The sequence below is a fragment of the Achromobacter sp. JUb104 genome, from assembly GCF_024806975.1.
Taxonomy (GTDB): domain Bacteria; phylum Pseudomonadota; class Gammaproteobacteria; order Burkholderiales; family Burkholderiaceae_B; genus Achromobacter; species Achromobacter spanius.
Map to the genome: position 1 here is coordinate 1,070,403 of NZ_JANUEY010000003.1, position 12,674 is coordinate 1,083,076.

Genomic DNA, 12,674 nt, shown 5'->3' on the forward strand with positions numbered 1-12,674 from the left:
AGGTCAGGCGGGAGGGCTGTCATTGCGGCGTAGTGTGCCAGAGCACGGGTACACCTGCCCATTGGCGCAATACCCCATTGCGCGCAGCGCTCGGACCTATCACAGCACGGTGATGACGCCGTCCTCGCCCATGCGTTGCCAGGGCAGGCCCACGACCAGCGCCTGGAGTTGCTCGCGCGTGAGCGTCTGCTTTACCGCCAGACCCTGCTCCGGCCAGACGAAAGCGGCCCTTGTTCAGGCGCCGCGCGGCAAGCCACACTCCGATGCCGTCGCGTATCAACACTTTCATGCGATTGCCGCGCCGGTTGGCAAACACATACACGTGATTCGGGCGCGCTGTCCCAAACACCTTAACTACGCGAGCCAGCGCCGTGGCACTGCCGGCACGCATATCCATCGGGTTGACGGCCAGCCATATGGCATCGTTTCGAATCACCGCAACCAATCTCGTAGTAGCGTCGCGCATGCACTGGCACCTTGCAAGGGTGAGCGTATCGACGCCACCGCGCCGCCACGCCGCAGTTCAATCTCGATGACTGCCCAGCAGCATCGCCGGCACCAGATGACGCCGGCGATATCGGCACCGGCAAGAAATCTTGCTGTTTGACCGACTCGCCGCGTTCGCGCACCCAACGATGCACGATGTTCGCGTTGATACCATGAGACAGCGCGATGGCCGCAATCGACGCACCGGGCGCGCCACAGGCCCGGACCACCTCGGCCTTCAACTCGTCGCTTTAATACCGACGAAGCAGCCTATTCACTAAAACCTCGTTCCACATGATGTGCACGATCTCCTCGTGCACACTATCGCTTCGCACATTGGCTTAGCCAAGATGGGTTGCCTAGCCGCTTACAGCGCATCGCACGATTCGTGACACACCGCGGAGCCTAATGGCCAGGCGTATCACGGCCGAGCTCTCGCAGCCGCTACGTGCGTCAGGCAACAAGAACGTCACGGTCTAAGCGGGGGCCTGTCTGTACTTTGCCCTTGGCTATAAATGGTGACTGGCGTAGGGAGGTGAATATGTGGAATAAGCCCCGGTAGCCGGTGGGCAACCCAGTGGTCAAGCCTGTGGTCAGCGAATCCTGTCCACCGTTTGTCCATCAGCGGTTGTCAAGGGGCGAGCAAAGCGAGCCGGACGGTCGCGAAGCGGGCATCCACGTATTCGCGGGTTAGGAGTAACCGTATTTTGAGGTGGTTGTTTAGAGCTAAACAGGACGGGATGCCTCAAAGCAAGATAGAGTTCGCGAGGTAAGTCAGATTTAGATGCAAAACCAACGTAAAAGTGAGCCGACTTTGCCCTGCAAACCAACAGCCGGGTAACTGTAGAGAAAGCGTAGGGCGAGTGCAAAGCTTCGCTCTTCGAAGAATGAATTTTTTTCGCTAGTGCGCTACACATTTCGCATATAGGACCAGCTATTAACCATATCAAACGCTACGGTGTTGTTTTAGCACCCCGACTAGCTCATAACACAACATAAGTACTCCGTCCGCATTGCTACGTACCCCTCGTGTTGATATCGACCCTGTCAGGCAGGCACACCGCTCTGCAATATCGTTCAACCCAAATACTCCGCACGCTCCTCCCAGAGAATGCAGCTCGGCGAGCAGACTGGGAGCGTCATCATCGCGAAGGCCGAGATGCAACGCCTGTAGACTGTCTAGACAGGATTGAATGAACAGCTCCTTAGTGTCTCGGGCGATGGGTCGGCCCTCTAATAGACTGCAGTCCGAAAACGCCTCGCTCCGCAAGGGTGCCAGACTCGCGACATCGCATAGGGCGTCGCGGAGCTGGACCAGAGATAAGGGCTTTCCCAGCACACGCGCCATACCCACCCGCTCGCCTTGTTCCCGTTGCTGTGGCGTCACATTGGCGGTTACGGCCATCACCGGCATCGCTGGCCATCGCTCTCGCACCTCACGCGTGAGCGCGAATCCATCCTGCCCGGGCATAGAGAGGTCGGTCAACAATACGTCGAACCTCTCTTTCTCCAGCGCGACCAGGGCTTGTTGCGCGTCCTTCGCCACCGTCGCCACGCATCCAAGTAACGCTAGTTGCTCTTCTAACAGCTTGCGATTAACCACATTGTCTTCTGCCAACAGCACGCGCAAGCGGTTGCCAAGTATCATGCCTTCCGGTGTAAGCTTGGACAGCGGTGTGCCTTGCAGGGCGTATCGCAAGCTGTTTGCCAGTCCCTGCAATCCGTGCACATTGGCGCTGATCACCCTTCCATTGATCACCGGTTGGGCGGGCCCGTCCTTAGCGCAGTCCACCACCCACGATGCGTGCTCCACTAGCCTTCTCTCATCATCAAAGTGCCAGGTCCGTCGCTCTCCCCAGAAAACTAGCACATCGGCATCGTCCACTTCGTCGCGCGTGATAAGCGCCGGATGAGAACAACAGGTCACCTGCAAGCCCCACGAATTCAAGGTGTGGCGCAATCGCGATCGCCAGGTGTCGGATGCGGCTACGATCTGTATGCTCTGACCTTCGAAACTCGGCGTCTGGCCGACCGGCGTACCCGCACTCACTGGCAGATGCAAGATGAAGCTGCTGCCCGCTCCGAGTTCGCTACGTACGGTGAGTTCGCCACCCATTGCTTGAACTAGTCGATAAGACAAGGCCAGTCCTAAGCCTGTCCCGCCAAATCGCCGACTGATGGTCGCATCCGCCTGACTGAAATCCTGGAACAGCCGAGACACCTGATGAGCGCTCATTCCAATGCCCGTGTCTTCCACCTCGATAAGCACCTGCGACGCCACCCGATCGCACGACAATCGGAATGTCACCCGACCGCGCTCAGTGAACTTGATGGCGTTAGACATGAGGTTGTTCATTACCTGCCGCAGCCGCGTGGGATCTGCGCGCAGCGGCAGGGAGACGGTTTCGCCGAACTCGGCCGCAAGCGGCAGGCCCTTGGCCTCTGCTATAGGGGAAAACACCATCAAAGTGTCAGAGGCGAGCTCCAACACGTCAAACTCCAGCTCTTCCAATTGAAGTTCACCTGCCTCGATCTTCGAAAAATCCAGGACATCACTAACCACGGTCAGCAGTCCGTCGGACGCGTTGCGAATAGTGTTCAAACGGTCTCGTTGACGTTCGTCTAGAGGCGAATAGGCTAGCAACTCCAAGTTGCCCAACACAGCATTGAGCGGCGTTCTGATTTCGTGGCTCATCGCCGTCAGAAATGCCGACTTGGCTGCACTGGCTGCGTCGGCGGCCAGTTGGGCAGAGCGGAGCTCACGCTCCAGCTGCTTGTCGGCAGTGATATCGGTGAACGCCGTGACCAGCACGTCTTGGTCCAGGTACCGAGCGCGCACCATACTCACAGCTAAATCCAATCGCTGACCGCTGCGGGTACGAAAGGTCAGCTCGTCTTTGATGACCTCCGTGTCACGCGCACAGGGTGGCTCGCCCGGCCGCTCCGCGCTAGTAAGGAGTGCTTCTCTTTGCTGGTAATGTCGCGCAAAAACACCCGATAGGCTCAGACCAGTGGCTATGATTCTATCGGCGGTAACTATCATGGTCGGGCTACGTAGCAAAGGCTGGCCGCTGTGCACGGTAATGAGCCCCAGCCCCACTGGCGCAGTATCCACCAGCTTTCTGCTCAATTGCTCACTATCTAACACCCGTTGCGACTGCTGCACCGCTGGGGCGAAGACGCGCCATTTCACCATTAACAACAGCGCCCACGTCAAGGCAATGATTGTGGCCGATGTTATCGCCGCGAGGATGACCTGCAAGCGCACTCCTGCCGCAACTTCTCGCCAGGACTGTGCATGCACCAAGGTTTGTCCTGTCGGCGTCAGCGCCCAACCGGACAATACATTCCCGTCCCGAAATATCGTCTGCACTGTGTGGCCAAGCCCGTCCGCCAGGGCTTTTCTGGCAAGCGGCAGTAGTTCATCAGCATGCGTAGCCGGGCACGCCATGACCAGCGAACCATCTGGCGCCAGAACCAAACACGTACCCGCGAAGCTGGTCTCTGGCAAATTCGCCGCCAGACTGCTGAGAGGCAGCTCATACACCAACGTACCGATCCGTGCGCCATTCTCAGCAAAAAGTTCCGTTGCGATGCGTTCTACTTCACGGCCTGTCAGCGGGCTCCGATATGGATTCAGCCACTGAAATTTCGGAATCGAGGTTCCAAAAACTCGCCAGCCGCCTTGGGGAGGCGTAATGGGTGCGCCGTTTGAAGAGGTCAGCGTGTCGAACAGGCCAGCTCGGTTCGACGTCACCTGACTTTGCCACGCGCCCCCCCTCCAAGGGAGCACTGCCATGACCAGGTACTGACGATCCGGACTGAAAAGATAAACGGTAAGATCGCCTTCATTGCGCGACGCGATGACTGCAGTCGTCGCCGCCATTCTGCGGGCAAGCCGGACGTATTGCGCAGCCTCGGGAGAGTCCGATCTCCCGGTATTGCGAAGTACAAGCAGCGGAGATCCGTCGGTACCCGCCCGCACCTGCAACACGCCGTCCCGTCCAATTGAAGTGTCGTCGTCTTGTGCACCGGCGACGGCACCGCTCCAGGCCAACTCCATGCTCTGGACGCTGTAGCGTAGCGTAGAGACCGTCCTCGCGTTAAAGGCCAGCGCCTTGCGCACGTCCATCGAAACTTCTTCTTTCATGCGTGCAAGATACGCGTTGACGGAAGCCACAACATCGACCAGGCCCGCCGCCAACACGACTACGGTGATTGCGACGCCGCCCCCCATAATCAGCACCTGTTGATAGCGGCGCAAGAGCCCCAATACATCGCTTTGCTCTGATATGGTCATGGTTCGCGGTCATATAATGGTGCCAACCTCCTCGCCTACGAGGAGTGTACGTTTGATTATGACGTGACGCGCTCCTTATTGGGAAGATGCGCGCGCCAAGCCGACTTCCAGCGCATCCAACAAGTCACGGGCGTCGATCAGTCCCCCGCCCGCCTGCAGATGCGTTTCGGCCTTCACCGCCAACCTGCTCAAGCGATGGGCACCGAACACATCCAGCATTCCACGAAGTTTGTGCAAGTATGCCAAGAGTTGTGGCAGATCCCCCGCTATTCGGCTTTGGCTAATCTCATTCAACGATGCTTCGCAAGCTTGCCGGAACGTCCGCTCGAGATCTTTTCCGAGGGCGCGCCCGCCCAGAAAGCTTCCCGGCTGATTCACCTCCATGCGTAAGTTTCGTACGCCAGTAACCGCTGTGAGGGCGTGTGCGAGCCGATCCAGCGACAATGGTTTGCTCAGCACGATAGCCATGCCCGCCTCCTCACATCGCCGCTGTATCTCGGGCGTTATGTGGGCGCTGGCCGCTATGATAGGCACGTCGGGCCAATGCTTCCGTACGCTCTGGGCTAGCGTGTAGCCGTCTATGTCCGGCATGGCGAGATCCGTCAACAGAACATCGTATTTCTCCCGTTGCAGAAATTGCAGCGCCAACGGCCCGCTCTCGGCGGAGACGGGGTCGCAACCCAGCAACTCTAATTGTTCGGTGAACAATTGGCGGTTCACCATGTTGTCCTCCACTACCAAGACACGTAAGCGGCTGGCCAGAGCCGGGAGGCGCAGCTCGGGTTCTCTCAGCGGGGAAGCCAGCAAGACATGCATCAGACCTTTCTCCAGACCCTTGACGCCGAGCGTCGAAACTCTCACCGTTCGCCCCATCGTCACGGGCTCCAATGGCCCGTCCTCGCTACAGAGGATGACCCGGGGCGCCTGCTCCACCAGCCGATTCTCGTCTTCGGCCCGCCACGCTCGTCGATCACCCCAGAGCACCACCGCCGCAACGTCGCCCAACGATTCCGCCGTCAGCAAGGACGGATGTGCATAGGAGTGGACGTTCAAACCCCACGATTGCAGGATGCCGCCTAAATCGGAGCGAGCCGAAGCGGACGCAGCCAGCAGCGCCACTCTCTGCCCATCAAATCTTGGCGCCCGGCGGTTATCGCTGCGATCGCCCAGCGGCAAACGCAACGTGAAGCGACTGCCCCGTCCAGGTTCACTTTGCGCAGACAGCGCGCCACCCATCGCCTGGGCCAACCGTGAACAAAGCGCCAAGCCCAATCCTGTGCCACCGAACCTCCGGTTGATGGTCGGATCGGCCTGGCTGAACGCCCTGAAGAGACGCGCCGTCTGATCCGGCGACATGCCTATGCCCGTGTCGTGGACTTGAAGGAAGAGAGCCTCACGCCCGGCATCGACCGACAGCGTTAGCGTGACGGCCCCCTGCTCCGTGAACTTGACGGCGTTGGACAACAGATTGTTGACGATCTGGCCCAGCCGAGTGGGGTCTCCGCACATAGGTATCGATGAGGACGGACCAAAATCACAGGACAGCGTAAGCCCCCGGCGGCGCGCTGCCGGCTCAAACATCCTAAGCGCGTGCGATGCCACGTCCAAAACGTTAAAATTAACAGACTCAAGCTGCAACTCGCCAGCCTCTATCTTTGAGAAGTCCAATACGTCGCTGATGATTGCCAGCAAGCCATCCGATGCAGCGCGTATGGTACACAGTCGATCTCGCTGCGCCGCATTCAATTTCGAATGTGACAAAAGTTCCAGATTGCCCAGAATGGCATTCAGCGGGGTACGAATCTCATGACTCATGGCGGCCAGGAACGCGGACTTTGCTGCATTAGCCTTATCCGAAGCTTGTCGCGCTTTGCGCATCTGCCGTTCGACGCGGCTTTTCGACGTCACGTCGGTGAACGTCGTGACTAGCACCTCTTGCCCCTGATATCGCGCCCTAACCATGCAGATGGATAAATCCAGGCCAATTCGGTCCAACGTTTCAAATCGGACGTCCTCGCTAAACGTTCCGTGCCGCGGACTGCCTGTCCCGCGCGCCACGTGCGCTTTATGCAACTTGATGCATGTGGCGGGCAGCGCATGTGCACCGGTTCCGATTCGCGCTGCTATATGTGCCATCGCCGGGCTGCGCACCAGAACTTTGCCAGAATCAAGTGAGATCAACCCAAGCCCGACGGGGGCCGTATCTATTAGTATCCGGTTAAGCTCCTCGCCCTCGTACACACGCCGCGACCACTCAAGTAGAGGTCGAAACACGCGCATTTTCAGGGAAATCAGCAGGAGCCACATCATTGACAACGTAGGTAATGTCAACATGAAGTCTACAATCACATCTTCCCCGACTGCTTCGGCAATGCTACTCAGAGCATACGCATAAACCAGTACCGTGTTTTCGTTCAGACGCTGCGAAATAAGGAACAGCCCGGGCTCATGCCAACTTTTTAGGCGGTCGCCAGACAGTTCGGCTAGACGCCGGAGCGTCGCCCTTGAAGGCCCATACCGTTCTGCGCAGCAATCACCGACCAAGTCAATCACGTGGCCACTCGTGTTGATGATCACGGCCATGCCTCGCATGCCCGCCACTCGGGCGGGTTCGACGAGCGCGCCGCGACCGAACTTTGCTACCATCGCGTGGCCCAAAGAGAATGCACGCCGCTGCGCTTCCATTTGCGCATTCACGCCCACACTCACGCCCAGGCCCAGGATCACCAGGGCAATCAGCGTACTGAGGAGACCACCGCCAAACAAAAGGCGCCTTTGGTAACGGCGCAGGTTCATCAGGGTTACAAGCTTGCTGTCACACGCCAATTGCTCTACCTTGGAGCCCTTCCAAGCCCCGTCCTATAAAGTTTCGAAGATCATGCGAGCCGCTACGCGTCAGGCTCTGCCGCGAACGGCTCCACATGTGGCCCAGCCGGGAGCGTGCGGACTGGAGACTCCCGACGACCCGCGACGTCCCAGGAAAAACGCGCGATCCTTGCGGACTAGGCTATATTTACCTTCCTAGTCGCTGACTCGCTGCCCATACGGGACGGCATGCGCCCCATGAAGATTCGCGTTCTGCTTGCCGATGACCACCCCGCCCTTTTGTCAGGTATCAAACACGAACTGGGAGAGGTCCCCTCGATCGATATTCACGGCACTGCACGCGATTCTGGCGAACTCATCCATCTGCTAAACAGCGCGCCCTGCGACGTGCTCGTAACCGATTACGCCATGCCCGGCGGCACCCACGGCGACGGCATCACTTTTCTATCCTACGTACGGCGCCATTACCCTAAACTGAAGATCGTCGTGTTCACTATGTTGGACAATTCCGGCATAGTTCAGGAGCTGTCCAAGATGGGCGTACATTCCGTTCTGGGGAAGGCGAGCGAAACGAGCCATCTCATTTCCGCCATTCATGCCGTTTTTGCGGGCGCCCGCTACTACCCGTCCGAAGCCGGAAACGGACAGTCAACATCATCTTCCAAGTCCGGCGCGACCGGACCAGCATTGACCAAACGCGAGCTCGAAGTCGTCCGGCTTTATGTGTCAGGCATGTCCGTGAACGAAATTGCGGCTCAACTCAATCGGTCCAAACAGACCATTAGCTCACAGAAGAGCAGCGCCATGCGTAAATTGGGCATCGAACGCGATGCAGACTTGTTCCGATTCGCCTTTGACTCCGGAATAGCGGCCACGCCAGACGCCAGAAACGGGAGTTAACCATTGTTCTACGGTACGGGCGTTCAATGCACTACCGCCCTCCGGCGTGCCTGCGTTGGGCATCCCAGGATAGCGGGCCTGGCCCATAGGCGGTCAGCACGAGAAGGCAGGCCGACGAATACATTAGAAAAAGAAACGGTTCTGGCCGCGACAGATTCAAGATCGACGGATCCACATACAGCGTCATCACATTGAACATTAGCAACGCCGCGCACGTGCTACGGGTGAAAGCGCCAACGATCAATAGCGCAGCACAAGCGGCCTCGCCAGCAAGGTAAAGGCAGGCGAATTCCGCGGCCCACAAGCCGGGTGATGACAACGCGGAGGTGGTAAGGCAGGCGGTCGCTCCTAATTCCACGACATTGCTTAGGTCTCTCGCCATCAGCCGGGCGGCAACGTACGTACGTGTGAGCACCACGCATAGCGGGATAATTACCACGCTCCATGAGGCGATGACACCGCGCATCGCTCACAAAAACCCCTTCTGACAATGCAGCCGCCTCGCGATATTTGAAGGCGTTGCGAGCAACCTTTCTACGAATGCGGCAACTTCCATAGGCTGGGCCAAACCGAATCCCTGGCCGATCCGACAGCCCAGCGATCGCAACAGGGCTGCCTGCTCTGGCGTTTCGACGCCCTCGGCAACGACCACCAGATCCATCGCCCGTCCCAACTCAATTGCAGCGGCCACGATGGCGCGCGCGGCCGACTCGGAATGGAACCGTTGAACAAACGTTTGGTCCACTTTGATCTCGGAAAACGGGAGGTGGCTTAAGCGCTCCAGCGTAGACGCGCCCGTTCCAAAATCGTCCATGCTGACACCGAACCCGAACGCACGCAGCCGCCGGAGCTCGGCCACCAATGCTGTCTTATTCTGAGTGGTTTCGCTCTCTGTGAGCTCAATCGTAATTTTATCGGGGGAAATGCCTCGCCGCAGCGTGCGTTCCCATAGACAGTGTGCAACGCCGGGCACTGTCAGCGTGGGCGCGGCCGCATTAACCGAAATTCGCGTGGAAGTGCCTTTCGTGGCAAGATGCGCCAGCAGGTCGAGCACCCGTTCGGTGACGACGTGAAACAGCCGTGGATCCATCGAAAGGCGGCTAATCGCCTCGACCACCTCAAAGGCAGGTACTTCACCGACCTGCGGATGCCGCCAACGAATCAGAGCTTCAGCGCCCAGGATCTGTCCAGTAGTCAGGTCCACTTGTGGCTGCAACACCACGCGAAGACCATCCTCGGCGCAGAGCGCAAGGACCAGGTCCTTGTCATTGAATTGGGCTCCGTCCGCATTTAGTGCAACCGCGTCGCCCCCTTGACCAAGGCTGGTAAGAAACGAGGCTACGCCGATGGCTGTCGTGACCGTTTCGAGGGCCCCGCCTATCGTGCGGAAGGGGTCGGCGCACGCCTCCAAAATGCTTCGCGGCAGATCGCTGATCCACAACACGGCGGGCAGACGTCGCAGGCGCCCCGCCTCGAATTCTCGTTGAAGGCGAGCGGGCAATGACAGTCCTTCACAAGGAACGCCTCGCACTTCGCACACCACCACATCTACGTCCTGCTGCAACAGTACTTCTGTTAGGGAACCCAGCCCCCAACAAGTTCGTACCTCCCGCAACACACCGCTGGTCAGAAGCGTGTTCAACGCATCTGAAGATGAGGTGGCGGGACCAAGCGTAAGCACGGCCATCCCGGGCACAGGCCTTGACGATGGGGCGTGGGGAGGAAAATTCAAATTGAGGTCTCGCATAATGGACCCATTATGATCCGACCACTTATGACGAACAATCGGACTAGTACCAAAACCGTCGGGATGCTAGCCCTGCCTCAAGAGCTCGTCGGCAGTAATGGAGTTTTCGGTCTGCGTGCCCCCTTCTGTTAACAGCCCCATTTCATAGGCAAAGCGAAACAGCTCGACGTCCCGTTCGATACCCAGCTTGCGCATCGCACTGACTTTTTGCGAACTAATAGTCTGCTTGCTGCGGTTCAATTGTCTCGCGATCTCGTTGATTGATACGCCAGAGACGTAGAGGCGGACCACCTCCGATTCGCGTCGGGTGAGTTTCTGCACCGGGTCGATTTGCGCAAGCTGGCCCACCGCGGACGGCGATCTGAACTTTGGGGAAAAGTACGTGGCACCGGCGTACACCGCGTGAATGGCGGAAATCAGGTGGCCGATCACATCCACTTTACTCAACACCGCATGCGCGCCGACGTTAACCATCTCGCCCACCATCGCCCGGTTATCGATCGTTGTGAAGACGATGATCTTCAAGAATGGGTAGCGGCGGCGCATGAAAGACAGCATGGTCAAACCGTCGCCGAAATCGCCGCCCGGCATGACGTAGTCCGTAACCAAGACATCGCAGTGCGATTTCGCCAACAGCTCAACGATCTCCGTGGAGTTGCTGGCGGTTCCTACAATCGAGATAGTGTGGAACCCTACTAGTTCATGTTTGACGCCGGTGATGAGGGCGGGATGATCATCGGCGATGATGAGGGATATTTTCATGGCGGATCAGCTTCCCGATTTGGTCAGAGCAGCCAATGTAGTGTTCGCCCCCCTGGATTTATCTCGTACTTGTCCTTATCTTTGATAAGACAATACTGACAAGTACGAAAGCGGGGAGAATTGGGGGGGGGGATGGAGCGACGCCGCTTCCTGGCGCCGCGAGTCGGCCCCTTATGCCGTACGTTGTTTGCAGATCTTGCCTCCCTTCATAACCAGCGACAAACTCTGCTCGGGTCGGGCAAGCAACTGAAGGTCCTCCAGCGGGTTGCCATCGACGAGCAACAAGTCGGCCATAGCGCCGCTCTGCACTACGCCCAGCTTGCCCGGGTAGGGATTGCGCGGGCCCGATAACGCGCACAGTTCGCCATTAACGCTCGTGGCCATTCGCAATACTTCGGCGGCGCCATACCAACGGACCATCTTCGCCAGCTGTGCCCCTTGGCGGGTGGCAAGCCGGGCGTCGAACAAAGTATCAGTGCCCCACGCCGTCTTGATACCCAGACGCTGCGCCATCTCATAGGCCCGGTCCGTCCCGGCCACCATGGTCAATTGCTTTTGCCGCGAGGCAGGCGATTGGGTCGGAACCGCATCCTCGTCGTCTAGAAACGGTTGCAAGCACCACCACACTCCAAGGTCTGCCATGCGTCGCGCGGTGTCCTCGTCGATCAAATGGCCGTGCTCGATGCAGCGGACGCCGGCGTCCAGCGCCATGCCGACCGCGCGCGACGTGTAAGCGTGCACCGTGACATAAGTGCCCCAGTTCTCGGCGGCCGTGACAGCCGCCTTCAGCTCTTGCAGCGATCCTTCGGTGACGTCCAGTCCGTCAAACGATGACATCACTCCGCCGCCCGCCATGTACTTCAATTGGGTCGCGCCGCGCATCAGTTGCTCGCGGGCGCGCAAGAGGACCTGATCCGCCCCATCGCAAATTGCGGTGACGCCCACTTTTTCGGCGTAGGTCAGGCCGGCATCGGGAGACCGGGGCAAATCGGACAGCATGCGGAAATCGCCATGGCCGGAGGTTTGACTCAAGAAAGCGCCGGACGGGTAAATGCGCGGCCCTGGCGTCAGGCCCTCGTCGATGGCCCGCTTCAGGCCGAAGGCTGGCCCGCCCATGTCCCGCACCGTGGTGAAACCGCGCATCAGTGTTGCCCCGGCCTCCACTACCGCCATCGTATGCACGTAGTTGAAGTCCGACGTCATGGCCATCAGTATGCTGGGCCGCGCCAGGATCGAATGCCAATGCGCATCGATCAGACCCGGTATCAGCACCCCACCCTTGCCATCAATCAACTGGCAACCTTCGGGCAACGGCAACGATTGCGGTTCCACGGACTTGATCTGCCGCCCTTGCACCACCACCCGCATCCCGGTCAGCAGTTGATCCGACACGCCATCAAAGATGCGCACATTGACGAATGCGAGCGGCCCGCTCCCCACCTCGGCCGGCGCGGTGGCGGCGTGCGACACGGCCCCGGCGTGCGTGTTGGCCGGTGCGGCTTTCACGGCTGCGCCCGCCGTCGCGATTGATCCCGACGTCGCTTCATGAATGGCGTACAGGGCATTGATACGCGCAGCCGCGGGGTTGTGGCAGCCGCAATTAACGGCGCTCAGACGGTTGATGGACGTGGAATCCACATCGAACATGGCGAC

General features: G+C 59.0%; 8 protein-coding genes. 1 reads left to right on the forward strand and 7 read right to left on the reverse strand.

Annotated elements, in window-relative coordinates; genetic code table 11:
- Positions 1 to 19: 19 nt before the first annotated feature.
- From tnpB to M2361_RS25280, 4 genes are all read right to left on the reverse strand, one after another.
- Positions 20 to 466, reverse strand: coding sequence for an IS66 family insertion sequence element accessory protein TnpB (gene tnpB / locus M2361_RS29085; RefSeq protein WP_404976442.1), 447 nt, complete (start codon positions 464 to 466; stop codon positions 20 to 22).
- On the reverse strand, positions 351 to 728 hold the full coding sequence (locus M2361_RS29015) for a transposase (protein WP_310508928.1): 378 nt from the start codon (positions 726 to 728) through the stop codon (positions 351 to 353). Before M2361_RS29015 ends, tnpB begins: the two co-directional genes overlap by 116 nt.
- Positions 729 to 1,432: 704 nt before the next feature.
- The gene (locus tag M2361_RS25275) at positions 1,433 to 4,786 is read right to left on the reverse strand and encodes an ATP-binding protein (protein ID WP_259252529.1); all 3,354 of its coding nucleotides are present in this window, start codon (positions 4,784 to 4,786) and stop codon (positions 1,433 to 1,435) included.
- Between the two features lie 75 nt (positions 4,787 to 4,861).
- Complete coding sequence (locus tag M2361_RS25280) at positions 4,862 to 7,582, reverse strand: hybrid sensor histidine kinase/response regulator (protein WP_259252530.1); 2,721 nt, start codon at positions 7,580 to 7,582, stop codon at positions 4,862 to 4,864.
- Between the two features lie 267 nt (positions 7,583 to 7,849).
- Here M2361_RS25280 and M2361_RS25285 point away from each other — a divergent pair, with 267 nt between their 5' ends.
- On the forward strand, positions 7,850 to 8,512 hold the full coding sequence (locus tag M2361_RS25285; protein WP_259252531.1) for a response regulator transcription factor: 663 nt from the start codon (positions 7,850 to 7,852) through the stop codon (positions 8,510 to 8,512).
- Between the two features lie 469 nt (positions 8,513 to 8,981).
- Here the strand turns inward: M2361_RS25285 and M2361_RS25290 are convergent, their stop codons facing one another.
- From M2361_RS25290 to M2361_RS25300, 3 genes are all read right to left on the reverse strand, one after another.
- Complete coding sequence (locus tag M2361_RS25290; protein ID WP_259252532.1) at positions 8,982 to 10,076, reverse strand: EAL domain-containing protein; 1,095 nt, start codon at positions 10,074 to 10,076, stop codon at positions 8,982 to 8,984.
- Positions 10,077 to 10,325: 249 nt separating this feature from the next.
- Positions 10,326 to 11,021, reverse strand: coding sequence for a response regulator transcription factor (locus M2361_RS25295; RefSeq protein ID WP_259252533.1), 696 nt, complete (start codon positions 11,019 to 11,021; stop codon positions 10,326 to 10,328).
- Between the two features lie 171 nt (positions 11,022 to 11,192).
- The gene (locus M2361_RS25300) at positions 11,193 to 12,668 is read right to left on the reverse strand and encodes an amidohydrolase family protein (RefSeq protein ID WP_259252534.1); all 1,476 of its coding nucleotides are present in this window, start codon (positions 12,666 to 12,668) and stop codon (positions 11,193 to 11,195) included.
- Positions 12,669 to 12,674: the final 6 nt, after the last annotated feature.

What these genes read in the sequence shown, in the direction of transcription:
- M2361_RS25285 (WP_259252531.1), top strand. Translation starts at nt 7,850, where the DNA reads ATGAAGATTCGCGTTCTGCTTGCCGATGACCACCCCGCCCTTTTGTCA.
- M2361_RS25280 (WP_259252530.1), bottom strand. Translation starts at nt 7,582, where the DNA reads ATGAACCTGCGCCGTTACCAAAGGCGCCTTTTGTTTGGCGGTGGTCTC.
- M2361_RS25295 (WP_259252533.1), bottom strand. Translation starts at nt 11,021, where the DNA reads ATGAAAATATCCCTCATCATCGCCGATGATCATCCCGCCCTCATCACC.
- M2361_RS25275 (WP_259252529.1), bottom strand. Translation starts at nt 4,786, where the DNA reads ATGACCATATCAGAGCAAAGCGATGTATTGGGGCTCTTGCGCCGCTAT.
- tnpB (WP_404976442.1), bottom strand. Translation starts at nt 466, where the DNA reads ATGCGCGACGCTACTACGAGATTGGTTGCGGTGATTCGAAACGATGCC.
- M2361_RS25300 (WP_259252534.1), bottom strand. Translation starts at nt 12,668, where the DNA reads ATGTTCGATGTGGATTCCACGTCCATCAACCGTCTGAGCGCCGTTAAT.